This is a genomic window from Campylobacter sp. W0066.2 (genome assembly GCF_024723515.1).
Lineage (GTDB): Bacteria > Campylobacterota > Campylobacteria > Campylobacterales > Campylobacteraceae > Campylobacter_D.
In genome coordinates this window covers 103,508-120,687 of sequence record NZ_JANQCV010000001.1, presented here as the reverse complement: position 1 = coordinate 120,687, position 17,180 = coordinate 103,508, and the positions used below count along the sequence as shown (strand labels likewise).

The 17,180-nt window shown below is 28.3% G+C and carries 16 protein-coding genes; 9 read left to right on the top strand and 7 right to left on the bottom strand.

Annotated features, from left to right (window positions below):
• Nucleotides 1-2 precede the first annotated feature (2 nt).
• The 6 genes from CAMP18498_RS00610 to CAMP18498_RS00585 are packed head-to-tail and all read right to left on the bottom strand — an operon-like array spanning nt 3 to nt 5,821.
• Entirely contained in the window at nt 3-1,403 is a 1,401-nt protein-coding gene (locus tag CAMP18498_RS00610) for a UDP-N-acetylmuramoyl-tripeptide--D-alanyl-D-alanine ligase (RefSeq protein WP_337196757.1), read from the bottom strand.
• Nucleotides 1,396-2,139, bottom strand: a complete 744-nt coding sequence (locus tag CAMP18498_RS00605; protein ID WP_337196755.1) for an alpha/beta fold hydrolase — start codon at nt 2,137-2,139, stop codon at nt 1,396-1,398. The genes CAMP18498_RS00610 and CAMP18498_RS00605 overlap by 8 nt, the downstream gene beginning before the upstream one ends.
• A gap of 2 nt (nt 2,140-2,141) precedes the next feature.
• A complete protein-coding gene (locus CAMP18498_RS00600) occupies nt 2,142-2,357 on the bottom strand; it encodes a type II toxin-antitoxin system Phd/YefM family antitoxin (RefSeq protein WP_012661347.1) in 216 nt (71 codons plus the stop codon).
• 2 nt (nt 2,358-2,359) lie between these two features.
• The gene (locus tag CAMP18498_RS00595; RefSeq protein WP_337196753.1) at nt 2,360-3,400 is read right to left on the bottom strand and encodes a D-alanine--D-alanine ligase; all 1,041 of its coding nucleotides are present in this window, start codon (nt 3,398-3,400) and stop codon (nt 2,360-2,362) included.
• A gap of 16 nt (nt 3,401-3,416) precedes the next feature.
• Nucleotides 3,417-3,968 (bottom strand): Holliday junction branch migration protein RuvA, encoded by a 552-nt coding sequence (gene ruvA / locus CAMP18498_RS00590; protein WP_214124694.1) that lies wholly within the window; start codon nt 3,966-3,968, stop codon nt 3,417-3,419.
• The gene (locus CAMP18498_RS00585; protein WP_337196749.1) at nt 3,965-5,821 is read right to left on the bottom strand and encodes a flagellar assembly protein A; all 1,857 of its coding nucleotides are present in this window, start codon (nt 5,819-5,821) and stop codon (nt 3,965-3,967) included. Before CAMP18498_RS00585 ends, ruvA begins: the two co-directional genes overlap by 4 nt.
• 125 nt (nt 5,822-5,946) lie before the next feature.
• Between CAMP18498_RS00585 and murJ the strand changes: the two genes are divergently transcribed.
• Genes murJ through rseP form a run of 9 tightly spaced genes read left to right on the top strand, consistent with a single transcriptional unit; the run spans nt 5,947 to nt 16,255 of the window.
• Entirely contained in the window at nt 5,947-7,401 is a 1,455-nt protein-coding gene (gene murJ, locus CAMP18498_RS00580; RefSeq protein ID WP_337196747.1) for a murein biosynthesis integral membrane protein MurJ, read from the top strand.
• Entirely contained in the window at nt 7,401-8,783 is a 1,383-nt protein-coding gene (cysS, locus tag CAMP18498_RS00575; protein WP_337196746.1) for a cysteine--tRNA ligase, read from the top strand. The genes murJ and cysS overlap by 1 nt, the downstream gene beginning before the upstream one ends.
• Nucleotides 8,776-10,539, top strand: coding sequence for an ABC transporter ATP-binding protein (locus tag CAMP18498_RS00570; RefSeq protein ID WP_337196744.1), 1,764 nt, complete (start codon nt 8,776-8,778; stop codon nt 10,537-10,539). The genes cysS and CAMP18498_RS00570 overlap by 8 nt, the downstream gene beginning before the upstream one ends.
• Nucleotides 10,540-10,590: 51 nt before the next feature.
• Nucleotides 10,591-11,649: a quinone-dependent dihydroorotate dehydrogenase gene (locus tag CAMP18498_RS00565; RefSeq protein WP_337196743.1), complete on the top strand. Its 1,059-nt coding sequence runs from the start codon at nt 10,591-10,593 to the stop codon at nt 11,647-11,649.
• A complete protein-coding gene (locus CAMP18498_RS00560; RefSeq protein WP_337196742.1) occupies nt 11,646-12,899 on the top strand; it encodes a M16 family metallopeptidase in 1,254 nt (417 codons plus the stop codon). The genes CAMP18498_RS00565 and CAMP18498_RS00560 overlap by 4 nt, the downstream gene beginning before the upstream one ends.
• Complete coding sequence (gene dapA / locus CAMP18498_RS00555) at nt 12,889-13,785, top strand: 4-hydroxy-tetrahydrodipicolinate synthase (RefSeq protein WP_337196741.1); 897 nt, start codon at nt 12,889-12,891, stop codon at nt 13,783-13,785. The genes CAMP18498_RS00560 and dapA overlap by 11 nt, the downstream gene beginning before the upstream one ends.
• Nucleotides 13,785-14,564 (top strand): enoyl-ACP reductase, encoded by a 780-nt coding sequence (locus CAMP18498_RS00550; RefSeq protein WP_337196739.1) that lies wholly within the window; start codon nt 13,785-13,787, stop codon nt 14,562-14,564. The genes dapA and CAMP18498_RS00550 overlap by 1 nt, the downstream gene beginning before the upstream one ends.
• A 51-nt stretch (nt 14,565-14,615) precedes the next feature.
• Nucleotides 14,616-15,152 carry a CDP-diacylglycerol--glycerol-3-phosphate 3-phosphatidyltransferase gene (gene pgsA, locus CAMP18498_RS00545; RefSeq protein WP_337196738.1) on the top strand — a complete coding sequence of 179 codons (537 nt, stop codon included), beginning with the start codon at nt 14,616-14,618 and terminating at the stop codon, nt 15,150-15,152.
• Nucleotides 15,149-16,255 (top strand): RIP metalloprotease RseP, encoded by a 1,107-nt coding sequence (rseP, locus tag CAMP18498_RS00540; RefSeq protein WP_337196737.1) that lies wholly within the window; start codon nt 15,149-15,151, stop codon nt 16,253-16,255. Before pgsA ends, rseP begins: the two co-directional genes overlap by 4 nt.
• On the opposite strand, the gene CAMP18498_RS00535 is transcribed toward rseP, so the two are convergent.
• Nucleotides 16,252-17,082, bottom strand: a complete 831-nt coding sequence (locus tag CAMP18498_RS00535) for a hypothetical protein (protein ID WP_337196736.1) — start codon at nt 17,080-17,082, stop codon at nt 16,252-16,254. The genes rseP and CAMP18498_RS00535 overlap by 4 nt on opposite strands.
• Nucleotides 17,083-17,180 lie beyond the last annotated feature (98 nt).

Below are 17,180 nucleotides of genomic sequence, written 5' to 3'. Positions count from 1 at the left end.
TTTTACATAAAACTTGGCGCATCATTAGAAAATAAAATCAAATCTCCATTTTGAGTTAATTTTGATAAAGCTTGCACAAGTTGAGATTTTTCTTTTAATACATAAAAATCTAATGTAATATGTTTTCGCAAAATCGCGCTATTAGTCTCTGAAGTAATAATTACAAAATCAAAACATTCATTGATTATCTTACATAATTTTACATTTTCTTCTTCATTAACTTCAACTATACCAGGAGTTACTAAAACTTTTCTTCCTTGATAGTTTTTGCAAAGCTCATAGCTTTGGCTCATACCTTTAAAATTTCCATTAAAACCATCATCTATGATAAATTTAGGCTCTTTAGAAATCACCTGCAAACGATGTTCTACTGCTTTTAAATTTGATACACTTTTTATAATATTTTCTATTTTAATTCCTAAGTAATGAGCAAGTAAAATACACACACTAATATTATAAGCATTAAAAGCGCCTAGTAAATTCGCATGAAAATCATAAATATTATCATCTAATCTTATTTTAAAATCTAAACCTTCTAAACTTGCCTTAACATCACTTAAACAATCATCATAAAATTCATTTTCATATAAGGTGCTTGAGTGTAAAAAGTATTTTTCCAAACACTTGGATTTTAAAGCTTGCAACTTAGCACTGCGGATATTATCTTGAGTTTTAAAATACTCTAAATGCGCCAAGCCGATCTCACCTACTATACAAATTTGAGGATTTAAAAACTCTGTAATTTCTACAATATCATTTTGCTCTCTTGCGCCAGCTTCTACGATATAAATTTCAGTATTATTTTCTAAATTTTCATTGATATCTTTTACTATACCCATAAAAGTATTAACGCTTCTTGGAGTTTTATAACACTTAAACTCATCTTTTAAAAGTTCGTATAAAAAATTTTTTATACTTGTTTTTCCAAAACTTGCAGTAATTAGTATAATTTTTAATTTTGGATTATCACAAATCTTTTTATTTGCCTTTTTTATAAATGTATTTTGGTTTATTTTTTCTACTAAAAAGCTAAATAAAAATGCAGCTACTAAAGCTTCCAAACCTATCCAAAAAAATGGCATAAATACTAAAGTAAAAAGCGACAAAAATAAAAAATAACGCTTAATCCTAGCAGTAAAAACTAGCTTTTTATCTAAATTTTTATATAAATATCCACCATATAGTAAAGATAAAGCAAAAACTATAAAATATAAATAAAAATTTCCACTATATAAAGAAAACACAAAAGCAAAATAAGGAATTATTAAAAAATATAAATGCCACAAAGGCTTAGCAAAATGTAAAATTATGCGTGAAAATTTATAATAGTACCACTGCAAAGCTAAAATCAGATAAAATCCAATTAAAAAATTCAAACTTAAAAAAGCTACCATACTAATCATTTTTTAAAAATTCCTCATGTATTTTTTCATTTATAAAATCAGCATGTTTTAAAAAGAAAAAATGATCCCCATCTAATGCAAAAAAAATTCCTTTTTGTGCTAGAGAATGAATAATCGCTCCACTTTTTAAAGGCGTAGCCTTATCTTCATTACCCCAAAAAATCAAAATAGGGTTTTTAAGCTTTTGAAATTCATTTTCTAAATTTTCATTAACAACCTTCTTAAAGGTCTCATACATCACTTCATTCATGCCTTGAGCGTCTTTGCTAATAAAAAATTTCCTCCAAAAATCCCCATAAGGAAGATTTTTTAAAATTTTAAACAAGGCTATTTTAAACTTCACTTTAAAACTTTTTGGTAATACAACACCTGCACTAGAGAGTAAAATCAAACCCTGAAAATTAGCATTTTGACACATAATAGTCGCAACTTTTCCACCAAAAGAATGTCCCATTAAATAATCTGCCTTTTGCTCAATTGCAGTTAAAAAGTCTTCTACAACCTTAGCATAAGCATAAGAATCCATAGGTGCGTCTATGCTTGAATTTCCAAAACCAGGCAAATCTAAATAAATTTGTTTAAAACCATTCAAAGACTTTTCAAAAGCTTGTTTCATAAGCTCTTTATTAGCACCCCAACCGTGTAAAATAAGAATTGTTTTTTCGCATTTTGGATTGATGATTTCATAACTTAAATTATAAAAATATCCATTAGAATATACTCTAGTTTTTGCCATTTCTAGCCTTTTTTATCTTTATAAATCTTTTCTAAAAGCATTACAGCTTCATTTAAACGCTCATATTCTTCAAAACTTAAAAGCACGGCTTCAAATTTATTATTTTTTACTATCACCACTCTACCATTTTCACTTTTTTTTGTTTTTTCAAGCATAGTACTGAAATTTCTTACTACTTCAGTTGCAGTATAAATTTCATCTTTGCTAAAAGTAGCCATGATTATAACTTACCTTTTTGTCCATTAATGCTGTGAATAAAAGCATAATCGATCTTAATTTGCTTTTCTAGCTCTATATTTTTTGCTAAATTATCAACTGTATTGGTAAAATCTTCAAATAAATAATTTGCCAATGATCCTGGATTTGGATTGATCTCATTTAAATAAACCTCATCATCTATCACAAAAAAATCACAGCGAATCAAAGCTCCTTTAAATAAAGGATTGTAAATTCTCATAAAATTATCCCTTAGTTTTTGCTTTAATTCTTCGCTAATATTTGCTTCACTTACTTTAGAACTTTCTGAAAAACCTAAATATTTTTGTTCAAAATCTAAAATTTCATTTTTTCTAGGCTCCTCAATGATAGAAAATTCCATTTTTTCATCTATCATACAACCTGCTAAGTTGTATTCTTTAATATTGCTTACAAATTTTTCAGCCACAACATCTTCATCAAATTCAAAAGCAACATCTTTAGCATATTTAAGCTCGCTTTCATCTTTAACTATGCTTATACCTATACTGCTACCCAATCTTGCAGGCTTTAAAATACAAGGAAAGTCTAAAGAAATATTTTGCTCTTTATGTAAATTTAAAACCTTATAATCAAGTGTTTTTACCCCTACGCTTTGTGCATAAAGTTTAGTTAAAACTTTATTAAAAGATAAAACACTAGCTTCTATGCGTGGGCCTATATATTTTATACCATAAAAATCAAACAAGGCAGCTATTTTGCCATCTTCACCATCTTTTCCATGTACAATATTTATCGCTATATCAATGTCAAGTTTTTTCTCACCTAACATAGTTTTTATAAAAAATCCACCCTGCTTTAACACCAAGGCTTTTTCTTTTTTATAAGCACCACTGCTAAAAGTTTTTGCATTCATCTTTTCTTCATCTATAAGAAAAAATTCTTTATTTTTATCACAAAATATAAATTTTTTTTGTGCTTTAAGTACTTTTTTTAATACTACAGCACTTACAATGCTAATTTCATGTTCATAAGAATTTGCACCAAAAATTACACCATATATCATTATATTTTTCCTTTTACTATGCTAATTTTTTCAAAGCCTCTTTAATAAGCTCACTAGTATTTTTACTCTCACAAGTTCTTAAAACTTTTAAAATATTTTCTTGTTTAAAGCCAAGTGAAAGTAAAGCTGCCAAAGCTTGCGCTTGATCTTGATTGGAATTTTCTATATTGATTTTTGCATCACTTAACTCAGCTATAATTCTTTTTGCACTCTTTGGACCAATACCAGGAACCTTTTTAAAAACACTCTCATCGCCATTTTGTAAAGCCGCATAAAAAGTATTAGTATCTAAGCTTGAGCAAAGAGCCATAGCGGTAGTTGCTCCTATACCACTAATTTTAATTAATAATTCAAACATTCTTTGCTCGTTAATGTCTAAAAATCCATATAGTTTATGAGAGTCTTCTTTGATAATTTGAGTGATTAAAAACTCAACCTTTTGACCTTTTTCAAAATTACTTGAGCAAAAAAGCGATACATAAACACCATAACTTACCCCACTTGAAGTTTTCAAAACTACAAAAGTAGGATCTTTTTTACTCACTATTCCTTCAATTGCCACTATCATTTAGCTTCTTCCTTATAATTACCAATAGAGCGAATTTCATAAACACTTAGTCCATCTTCAGCATCTATTTTTTCAAGCTCAAAACACTCAATCATCTCATCATTACGCGGATGATAACTCAACTCTTTTCTAGGGTTCAATAAAACAAATTTAACCTCGTTTAAATCCATCCATTTTCCACTTTTATTAATAATTTTTGATTTTAAAAATTCATCTTGAATTTTTTTAAGCTTTTCTATATTTGCTTTTTCTTCTTCTTTTAAAGCTTCTATTTTATTAGTAAAAATATTTAAATTTTCAATCTTTTGATTAAAATCTTTAATAGTAGCTTTATAAGCTTGCGGTATGGCTCTTTTTGCATTCATTAATTCTTTTGCCTTTTGTTGCAAAATTCTCACAGAATCTTTACTCACATGGATAGTATGCTTGGTCTCTTCAATTTCTTTGACTAAATTTTCTTGCTCTTTTTTTAACTCTTCAATATGTAAAAGTATTTCTTCTCCACTTTTTTCTTTATCAAAAGCTTTAAGATCTTGAATTATAAGTTTATTGCCACTTCCTTGAATTTTTTCAATGCGTATTAAACTTTTAGCACTACATAAACAATTACCACCAAGCTCTTGTATGTAAATTTCATCAGCAATAATCTCTCCACACACAGCCTTTTTAATATTTACTTTTTTAGCCTTAATAGAGCCATTTTCTAAAGTTTCAGCAAAAACTTCTTCAGCCTCACAATATCCCCTTAAAATATTGACTTCAACTTTTTGACCTATAATAGTGCTTTTATGATGCATACTGCCTTTAAGAATTACTTTTTTACCTCTTAAAACAGAATCTTGAGCCATATTACCTACAACCTCTAACTCTTGTGCTTCAACGGTAATTCTAGGGCCTATTGCATCTTCTAGAGTATCTGTATTTTTAATCACAATGATAACTTGCTTATCAAAACCCGCCCAAATAGAACCTGTACTTTTAAAATCAACCTTATTAAATTCCAAATAATTTTCTATCTCATAAATAGATTTTTTTTGGATAATAAAGCCATCTTTTTTGGCAATATATTTTATACTTTCATCATCTTCTTTAACTTCAAAATTATCCGAACAAATAACTTTTTCTTTGTTTGTTTTTGGTGGGAGAGCTTTTAAAATTTTAAATCTTAAATCTTTACCGTCACTACCCTCTTTTGGTTTAATCCTTTCAATAGCCACCTCATCTTTTCCTATAGGTGCTACATAGTTTCTATTCATCACATCATTGTGTTTTTTTAGATTTTCTAGATAATGATATTTAATTTCTTCATTTGTAGGCTCTTGTGGATTAACTCCCTTACATACTTCAAATTCAACTTCAAAATCAAATTTTTGCTTTTCTTTAACTTTAGTATTAAAATCAATAATTTGCTTTTTAAAATCAAAAATTCTAAATCCAAGCAAATATTTTTCTTTTATCATCGCTTTATAAATAGCTTCTAAAAGCTCTAGTGCTAATTTATCATAAAATGCAATAACTTCACTAGCCCTAACACTAGCTTTTAATAAAGTACAAAGCTCATTAGTATGCAAACTAACCTCAAAAGCTGGCATATGTGCAAACTTTTTAAAATAAATTTCTATTTTATACTCTTGCTCTATATCTAAATCATGAATCAAAAATTTTTCATCTTCTTCAAAAATTTTTAATTCTTTTTCATTAACTTTTATCCATTCTTGATTATCATAAGTATAAGAAGTACTAAAACTTAATAATCTAAAATCAAGTTCGTCAACTTCGCATTTATTTTCAGAAGCAAATATCAAAAGCTCTTTATAAGGGTCTTTAGTATATAAAATTTTCTTTTCTTCCATAGCTTAAGCTTCCTTATTGTGTATAAAATTTTGATTTTAGCAAAAATAAAATCAAAATTTAGTTAAAATTATTGCTATTAAAAAATTTTATAATACGCAAACTAATGTTTAAAGAATGAAAATTAATGAGAAAAAATATTGTTTTTAAAAATTTCATCATCAATGCCTTAGGAATTTTATTTTCTAGGATTATGGGCGTTTTAAGAGATATTGTTTTAGCTTTATATTTAGGAGCTGGAATTTATAGTGATATTTTTTTCGTAGCTTTAAAAATGCCTGCTTTTTTTAGAAGAATTTTTGCAGAAGGAGCCTTTGGACAAGCCTTTTTACCAAGTTTTTTAAAAGCAAGTAAAAAAGGTGCTTTTTGTATAAATGTCTTATTGCAATTTAGCATTATTGTTTTTTTAACTTGTGTTTTAGTGAGTTTTTTTGCTGAATTTTTTACAAAGATTTTCGCCTTTGGCTTTAATAAAGAAACGATTATCCTAGCTGCACCTTTGGTTTCTATTAATTTTTGGTATTTGTTTTTTATTTTTTTAGTAACTTTTTTAGGCTCTTTGTTAAATTACAAACAAAATTTTTTCATCACTTCTTTTTCTGCTTCATTTTTTAATCTTTTTGTGGTAATTGCAGGTTTTTTTGTCAGTCAAGATGAGCCCTTAGAGGCTTTGTATTATTTTTCATATGCGACTGTTTTAAGCGGTCTAGCTCAACTTATATGGCATATTTTTGCTTTAAAAAATACTAGAATTTTAAAAAGCATGTATTTAAGCATAAAACTTAAAAAAACAAAGACTAATTTAGATAAATTTCATTCTACTTTTACTCATGGACTTTTAGGCTCTTCTGCAAATCAAATTAGTTCATTATTAGATACTACTATAGCTAGTTTTTTAATGGCTGGAAGTATTTCGTATTTGTATTATTCTAACAGAGTTTTTCAGCTTCCTTTAGCTCTTTTTGCAATCGCTCTAAGTCAAGTAAGCTTTCCAAAAATACTAAGACATTTAAAAGCAAATGAAGAACAAAAAGCCTTATCTTTTATGCAAAAAGCTTTTGAGTATTTAAGCGTGCTTTTGATTTTAGCTAGTATAGTTGGGATTATTTTAGCTAAAGAAATTGTGGAGTTTTTATTTCAAAGAGGAAATTTTAATCAAGAAGATACAAAAATCACTGCATTTTTATTACAAGCTTATCTTTTAGGACTTTTACCTTTTGGTTTGCAAAAACTTTTTTCTTTATGGCTTTATGCTAAATTTAAACAAAAAATAGCCGCTATAATAGCCTTTAAAACACTTTTTATATCAGCATTTTTTAGCATAGTGATTATTTTACTTATCAAAGAAGAATCCTATAAGAGCTTGGGTATTGCACTAGCTTCATCTATTAGTGCTTTTTATTTATTGTATGCTAATATTAAAGAATTTGGCTTTAAAAATCTTTGGGGTATTTTTAGGGTTAAATTTTGGCTTATTAGTATAGTATTTTTAAGTTTATTTGCTTTAGGCTTATTTGAAATTAAAGATATTTTAATACAATTTTTAATTGGAATTTATCATTTTTTTAAAGGTTTGTTTTAATGGTTTTTTTTGATAGCATTTTAAAGAAAAAATGTGAATTTATCCCACATGAGGTAAAAAAAGCAAACATTTATCTATGCGGGCCTACTGTATATGATGATGCACATTTAGGACATGCAAGAAGTAGCGTGTGTTTTGATTTTTTAAGAAGAATTTTACTAGCAAGTGATTATGAAGTGGTTTTTGCTAGAAATTACACTGATATTGATGATAAAATCTTAAAAAAAATGCAAGAAAGTGGTAAAAGTTTAGAAGAAATTACAAATTTTTATATTAAAAGATATGAAGAGGATATGCAAGCACTTAATATCTTAGAACCTAGCTTTAAGCCAAAAGCTACAGCTTATATTGAGCAAATGATTATATATATAGAAAAACTTTTAGAATTAAACCTAGCTTATAAACTTGAAGATGGAATTTATTTTGATACCAGCAAAGATGATAAATACTTTTATATCTCTAAAAGAAATTTAGAAGATAATCAATCACGCCTAGAAGAAAGCGTGGCTAAAAAAAATGATAGCGATTTTGTTTTATGGAAGTTTGATGAAAAATTTTATCCTGCAAGTTTTGGCAAAGGAAGACCAGGTTGGCACACAGAATGTGTTGTAATGATAGAAAGTATATTTAAAGATAAACTTGATATTCATGCAGGGGGTATAGATTTGCTTTTTCCTCATCATGAAAATGAAGCTTGCCAGTGTCGTTGTAAAAACAATCATGAATTAGCTAATTTTTGGCTACATAATGGCTTTGTGCAAATTAATGGTGAAAAAATGAGCAAAAGCTTGGGAAATAGCTTTTTTCTAAAAGATTCTTTAAAACTTTTTAGTGGAGAGGTTTTGAGATTTTATCTTTTAAGTGTGCATTATAGAGCGCATTTTAACTATGCTTTAGAAGACTTACAAGCTGCTAAAAAAAGGCTTGATAAATTTTATCGCTTAAAAAAACGCTTAAACTTAAATGCTTTTATAGATGAAAAAACTACCATAGAAAGTGAAGTAGCTAAAAATATCTTAGAAATTTTAAATGATGATTTAAATGCCTCTAAAGCCTTAGCTTTACTTGATGAGTTTATCAATGAAAGTAATATTTATTTAAATCAAAATTCAAAAGATAAAGCTTATAAAATACAATTAGAAAAAACCTTAAAAGAACTTGCTTTTATTTTTGGTATAGGTTTTATGGATACTATAAAATATTTTCAATTTGGCATTAGCAAAGAAAAATGTCAAGAAATAGAAGAAAAAATCGCTCTACGCAACAAGGCAAAACAAGAAAAAAACTACGCCTTAGCAGATCAAATTCGTGATGATTTAGCTAAAGAAAATATTCTTTTAATGGATACACCAAATGGTGTAGTATGGGAGAAAAATGGATAAAAATTACAAAGAAATGAAGCTTAAAGAGGTATTTACTCGCTTTAAGCCTTATTATAAAGATTATTGGTTTTATTTTGTTTTAGCTATTATTGGCATGCTTTTAACTAGTGGTGGTACAGCAGCTAGTGCATACATCATAGAGCCTATTTTAAATAAAATTTTTATAGAAAAAAATGCTCAATTGCTTTATTACATGCCTTTGCTTGTTGTTTTAATTTATGCTTTAAAAAATCTTGGTGCTTATATGCAAGTTTATTATATATCTTATGTTGGAACAGATATTTTAAGAAGATTAAGAGAATTAGTTCTTGGCAATCTTTTGCGCTTAGATATGAATTTTTTTCACAAATACAGAAGTGGAGAATTAATTAGCCGGTGTACTTCTGATATTGGAGCTTTACAAAATATAGTTTCTACTATCATACCTGAAATTTTAAGAGAAAGTTTAACCGCGATTGGGCTTTTAAGTGTGGTGATTTATCAAAGCCCAAAACTTGCTTTTTTTGCTTTAGTTATTTTACCTTTAGCAATTTACCCTCTTGCTATTTTTGCTAAAAAAATCAAAAAAATAGGACGCAATACTCAAGAAAAAAATTCTGATCTTACTTCAAGATTAAGCGAAATCTTTTCTAATATAGAACTTATTAAAGCTTCTAATGCAAGTAAAAATGAAATGCAAAAATTCAACCAAACTAATAGCGAGGTTTGTAAACTTTCCTTAAAAGGCATTAGAATCGAAGCTTTGAGCAGTCCTTTAATGGAATCTATGGGTTCAATTGGCTTTGCAATAGTAATTATAATAGGCGGTAAAGAAGTAATCGATGGAAGTTTAAGCATAGGTTCTTTTTTTAGCTTTACTACAGCTTTATTTATGGCTTATACTCCTATTAAAAGACTTTCTTCACTTTATACAAGATTACAAAATACAGTAGCAGCTAGTGAGAGAACTTTTTATTTAACTGATTTAGAACCACAAATTAAAGGTGGCGAAGAAAAACTTACAGAAAATATCCAAAATATTCATTTTAAAAATGTCTCTTTAAGCTATCAAAAAGATAAAATGGTATTAAAAGATGTAAACTTTTCTTTTAATAAAGGAGAAATTCTAGCATTAGTTGGATCAAGTGGTGGAGGAAAATCTTCTATTATTAATCTTTTAATGTATTTTTTTGAAAAAGATAGTGGTGAAATTTTAATCAATCAAAAAGACATTAGCTCTTTTGATATTATTAGTTTAAGAGAAAATATTTCTTTGGTAACTCAAAATATTTATATATTTAACGACACTATAGCTCAAAATATAGCTTATGCTAAAGAATACGATGAAGCACGTGTGATAGAGGTTTTAAAACAAGCTAATGCTTATGATTTTGTTCAAGAGCTTGGTGGCATACATACTGAATTAAAAGAGCATGGAAAAAATCTCTCCGGTGGACAAAAACAACGCATTGCTATAGCAAGGGCTTTATATAAAAATCCTCAAATTTTAATTTTTGATGAAGCAACTTCAGCACTTGATAATGAAAGTGAAAAAGCCATAGTAAAAACTATAGAAAACTTAAAAAAAGATCGTTTAATACTCATCATCGCTCATAGACTTAGCACTATAGAAAATGCTGATAAAATTGCTGTACTTGATAAAGGAAAAATAGCTTCTATAGGAAATGATGCTTATTTAATGAAAAATTGTGAAATTTATCAAAAATTAAAACAAAAAGTACAAAAAACTGATAAAGTTAATGAAAATGAAAACTAAGAATTATCATTTTTTTAGTACAATATGCTATTTTGTAAAAAAAGGAAAAATATGACCTATGAAAGCTTAAAACCTTTAATATATAAATTAGATCCAGAAAATGCTCATGCTTTAGTTGAATTTAGCATGCGAACGCTAGATTGCATATTTCCTGGAGGGCTTAGTTTTTTTGCAAAAGATTGTGTGATAAATGATGAAATTTTAAATCAAGAAATTTTTAATCTAAATTTTTATAACCCTGTGGGCTTAGCAGGTGGCTTTGATAAAAACGCCACGATGATAAGACCGCTAAGTGCTTTAGGTTTTGGCTTTTTAGAATATGGAACTTTTACCCCAAAACCTCAAAATGGTAATGAAAAACCTAGACTTTTTAGACTTGTTGAGCAAGAAAGTATTCAAAATGCTATGGGTTTTAATAATAAAGGTAAAGACGCCATTGCAAAAGAAGTAAAAAAAGTCTATCCTTTTAGTATACCTTTAGTGGCAAATATAGGTAAAAACAAAATCACCCCAAACGAAGAAGCTATTAATGATTATATTATTTTATTAAAAGAATTTAAAGATTTGTGTGATTTGTTTGTGATTAATATATCCTCTCCAAATACCAAAAATTTAAGAGATTTACAAAGTGAAGAATTTGTAAGCACTTTATTTAACCAAGCAAAACAAATCACAAATAAACCTGTGATTTTAAAAATTGCTCCAGATATGAATATAGACAGTGCAATTTCACTTTGCAAAAGCGCTATTAGTGCAAAAGCTGATGGTATTATCATGGCAAATACTAGTATAGATTATTCTTTGATTGATAATGCAAGAACTTTTGGTGGAATTAGTGGTAGATTAATTACCCAAAAAAGTGCGACATTTTTTAAAGAAGTAGCTAAAGAAATTTATCAAGATACTATTTTAATAGCAAGTGGCGGTATAGATAGTGCCCAGCTTGCTTATGAGCGCATTAAAAATGGGGCTAGTTTGGTTCAAATTTATACAGCTATGATTTTTAAAGGACCAAGCATTGTTAAAAATATCAATCAAGGTTTAATTGAGCTTTTAAAACAAGATGGTTTTAATCATATTAGTCAAGCTATAGGAGTTAATTTTAAATGATTAATTATAAAAAAATCACACTTGAAAATAAACTTGAAGTCTATACTTTACCTGTAAATAAAAAAAGCGGGGTTATAAGTGTAGACATTTTTTATAAAGTTGGCTCAAGAAATGAAAAAATGGGAAAAAGTGGCATAGCCCATATGCTTGAACATTTAAATTTTAAAAGTACAAAAAATTTAAAAGCAGGTGAATTTGATGAAATAGTCAAGGGTTTTGGCGGAGTGGATAATGCAAGTACGGGCTTTGACTATACGCATTATTTTATAAAATGCTCTAGTGAAAATTTAGATAAGTCTTTATGGCTTTTTGCTGAATTAATGCGTAATTTAAATTTAAAAGATGATGAGTTTCAGCCTGAAAGAAATGTAGTTTTAGAAGAAAGGCGTTGGAGAACTGATAATAATCCTTTAGGATATTTATATTTTAGATTATACAATCATGCCTTTTTATACCATCCATACCATTGGACACCGATAGGCTTTTTTAAAGATATACAAAATTGGAAAATAGAAGATATACAAGATTTTCATCAAACTTTTTATCAACCCAAAAATGCTATTTTGCTTGTGAGTGGCGATATTAATGAAGATGAAGTTTTTACTTTAGCTAAAAAACATTTTCAAGATATAAAAAACACCAAAGAAATTCCTATAGTTCATGAAAAAGAACCTGAGCAAGATGGTGCTAAACGCGTGATCTTACATAAAGAAAGCGACACACAATTACTAGCACTTGCATATAAAATTCCTACATTTAATCATGAAGATATGCCAAAACTTTGCGCATTAAGCGAACTTTTGGGAAATGGAAAAAGTTCTTTAATAAGTGAAATTTTAATTGATAAATTAGAATTAATCAATGAATTTTATGCTTATGCAAGTGAAAATATAGATGAGAATTTATTTATATTTATTTGTGTTTGCAATGAAGGTATAAAAGCAGAAGATGTTGAAAAAGAGCTTTTAAAAATTCTTGAAGATGTAAAAAATGCCAAATTTGATGATACTATCATGGAAAAAATCAAAAATACTGTAAAAAGTGATTTTATTTTTTCACTAAGCAATGCAAGCAGTGTTGCAAATATTTATGGCTCTTATCTTGCAAAAGGCGATTTAAAACCTTTACTTGATTATGAAAAAAATATAGAAAATTTAAGCAAAGATGATTTAATTCATTGTGCTAAAAAATACTTCAATAAAAACAAATCTACTACAATAATCTTAAAAAGGGGTGAAAATGGACAATAAAATCATCATAGGAGCAATGACAGCTTTAATAACTCCATTTAAAAATGGAAAATTAGATGAACAAACTTATCACAAACTCATCAAAAGACAAATAGCAAATGGGGTTGATGCAGTAGTGCCTGTTGGAACAACTGGAGAAAGTGCCACCTTAACCCATGAAGAACATAGAATTTGTATAGAAATAGCACTAGATGCATGCAAAGGAAGTTCTTGTAAAGTTTTAGCAGGAGCAGGAAGTAATGCTACCCATGAAGCTGTAAGTTTGGCTAAGTTTGCACAAGAACATGGAGCTGATGGGATTTTAAGCGTTACTCCATATTATAACAAACCCACACAAGAAGGTTTGTATTTGCATTATAAAGAAATAGCAAAAAGCATAGATATACCCGTACTTTTATATAATGTACCAGGAAGAACAGGTTGTGAACTTCAAGCAGAAACCATTATAAGATTATTTAGAGATTGTGAAAATATTTATGGAGTAAAAGAAGCTAGTGGGAGTATTGATAAATGCGTCGATTTGCTAGCACATGAGCCTAGAATGATGCTTTTAAGTGGTGAAGATGCAATTAATTATCCTATACTTTCAAATGGCGGTAAAGGTGTGATTTCAGTTACTTCAAATTTACTTCCTGATATGATTTCAAAATTAACTCATCTAGCTTTAGAAGAAAAATATATTGAAGCTAAAAAAATTAATGATGAGTTGTATAATATCAATAAAATTTTATTTTGCGAAAGCAATCCTATACCTATTAAAGCAGCAATGTATATAGCAGGTTTAACTCCTACTTTAGAATATCGTTTGCCACTTTGTAAACCTAGTGATTGCAATTTAGTAAAAATAGAAGCAATTATGAAAAACTATAATATCAAAGGATTTTAATGGATACTTTTTTTCAAAATAAAACTTTAGTAATTAGTGGTGGAACAAGAGGGATTGGTAAAGCTATTGTATATGAGTTTGCAAAAGCAGGAGCCAATGTAGCTTTTACTTATAATTCTAATGCAGATTTAGCTCAAGAAATTGTAAAAGATTTAGAAAATAACTATAAAATCAAAGCAAAAGCTTATGAGTTTAACATACTTGAACCAGAAACTTATAAAGACTTATTTGAAAAAATCGATCAAGATTTTGACAGAATAGATTTTTTCATCTCTAATGCTATTATCTCAGGCCGTGCCGTTGTAGGTGGATATACTAAATTTATAAAATTAAAACCTCGTGGAATAAATAATATTTTCACAGCAACTGTAAATGCTTTTGTTGTTGGAGCACAAGAAGCAGCAAAAAGAATGGAAAAAGTTGGTGGAGGTAGTATATTATCTATTTCTTCAACAGGAAATTTAGTACATATTGAAAACTATGCAGGACACGGTACAGCAAAAGCAGCAGTTGAGGCTATGGCAAGATATGCTGCAACCGAACTTGGTTCTAAAAACATCCGTGTAAATGTAGTAAGTGGCGGGCCAATTGACACTGATGCGCTTAAAGCATTTACAAATTATGAAGAAGTTAAAAATGCAACTATTAATCTTAGCCCGCTAAATCGTATTGGACAGCCTCAAGATTTAGCAGGAGCATGTTTATTTTTATGTTCTGATAAAGCAAATTGGATCACAGGACACACCTTAATCGTAGATGGTGGTACAACTTTTAAATGATTCATTACCCCATTTTGGGGTATTTTCTTTAAACACAAGGATTAATAAACAATGAATTTACCCAATATTTTAGCATTTATAAGGATATTATTAGCACCGCTTTTATTTTTTTTGCTTATTAATGATTTTGAAAATATCCATCCTAGCTGGGTAAATTATTTTGCTTGTGTTGTTTTTTGTATAGCTGCTTTAACTGATTTTTTTGATGGTTATATTGCAAGAACTTGGAATCAAACCACAAAACTTGGAGCCATTATAGATCCACTAGCTGATAAAATGCTTGTTTTGGCTGCTTTTTTAGGATTATTACTCACCCAAAAAGCAGATCCTTGGATGATTTATATTATTTTAGTAAGAGAGTTTTTTATAACCGGTTTTCGAGTAGTTATGATAAGTGAAAAATTTGATGTGAGTGCATCTTTTGCGGGTAAAATAAAAACAACCTTTCAAATGATAGCCATTATATTTTTAATCATGCAATGGCCTTTTGCCAATACATTGTTATTTATTGCCTTAGTACTTACACTTTATTCAGCCTTTGAATACATACTAGCTTATATAAAACATTTAAAAAAAGGTATAATTTGAAATCATATTTATTTTTATTTATTATCTTAGCTATTGGCTTTAAATTTTATTCTTTTAGCTTTTTAATAACACTTTTGGTTATATCTTTTTTAATTTTTTTTCACGAGCTAGGACATTTTTTAGCCGCAAAACATATGAAAGTCGATGTAGAAATTTTTAGTATAGGCTTTGGAAAAGCTATTTTTAAAAAAACTTACAAAAACACAGAATATCGCTTATCTGCTCTACCTTTTGGTGGTTATGTTAAACTTAAAGGACAAGATGATTTAAATCCTAGTGAAAAAAATTACGAACCAAATAGCTATAACACTCTAAGTCCTCTAGCTAGAATTTACATACTTTTTGCAGGACCATTTTTTAATTTCTTTTTAGCATTTTTGCTTTATATAGCCATAGGTTTTTTAGGTGTGCAAAAACTTGCACCTGTTATTGGCAATATAGCACCAAATTCAGCTGCACAAAAAGCAAATTTACAAATTGGAGATAAAATCCTAGCTATAGATGGAGTTAAAATTCAAAGCTTTGAAGAAATCGGCAAACTTGTGCATACAAAACCAACCTTACTCAGTATAGAACGCGATGATAAACTCATCAACATCACCCTAACCCCGCAAATTGATCAAGGTTATAATGAGTTTTATCAAAAAGTTCAAAAACCACTAATTGGCATAGCACCTAAGGGTGAGTTTGTTACTATTTATCATCCAGGAATTAGTAGTTTAAAATACGCTTATGAAGAAAGCATAGAGGCTTCTTTGCTTATTTTTAAAGGTCTTACTAAAATCATCAGCGGGGAATTAGACGCTAAAAATATGGGTGGAATCATCACTATGATAGATATAACTTCCAAAGCAGCAAATACTAGCATAGTGGTTTTATTTTTAATCACAGCTTTAATTTCTATTAACCTTGGAGTATTAAATTTACTTCCTATTCCAGCGCTAGATGGAGGGTATATACTTTTTAACCTTTATGAGTTAATCTTTAAAAAAGAAGTGCCAAAAGTATGTTTTGAATATCTTAGTTATTTTGGCATGGCTTTGCTTTTAAGTTTAATGGTGTTTGTAACTTATAATGATATTACTCGTTTTATGGCTAATTAATAAGTCCTAGTGGCAAAATCATAGCGATTAAATTCACCTATATTGTTTTTACGGTAAAAACTATTATAAAATTGCTTACTTAAACTTTGCTCATAATTTAGTCTAAACCTTACCCACATTGCCGTTTGATCTTTGGCGCTAGTTTTTTCATCTTGATAATTGAGTGATAAATCTAAAATAGAAATTGGAGAATAAGTAATGTTATATTGATTTTGCAATTCTTTTATATTAGAATTTACATTTAAAACATTTAAATATGGTAAGTCAAATACAACCCCAAGCTCTGTACTATCATCATTATTGTTTTCTTTGATTTTATAATGATTAGCATATGCTTTAAAATAATGACCAAATTGCAATTCAGCGCCAAAGCTATTCTTAGTATAAGCTTCTTTGTATTGATTATTAAAATAATTAAAACCAAAATTAAACTCATCAAATTCATAACGATTAATAAGTCCTAAAGAATATGCCTGCTCTACTTGATTTATTCTTGCTTGTTTTTCCAAAAGCAAGGTAGCATTATCATAATCTAATATCGAATTGATATTTTTTATATTAACACTCAAAGCATTGTAGTCTAAACTTGCCTCTGTTTTATCCTTAGAACTTAAATTTAAAATCTGACCTAAAGAATTACTAGCAAAAGAACTAAGATCTGTACTTTGAGCTTGGTACTCTTGTGGTTTTTGAAAAAATACTTGCTTAGAAACAGTGTTTGACTTTTGATATTTACTAATATTAGCCTCACCCTCACCTAAGCTTTCTTCTAAATTTAAAGTAAATGCATTTATGCATATACAGCTTAAAAAAATGTATTTTTTCACTCAACCTCTAATGTATTTATTTTAAAGATGCAAAATTTCACATTTATCATGAAATATCGCTAACTCTATATTTATAATATCATTATATTTTTACAATA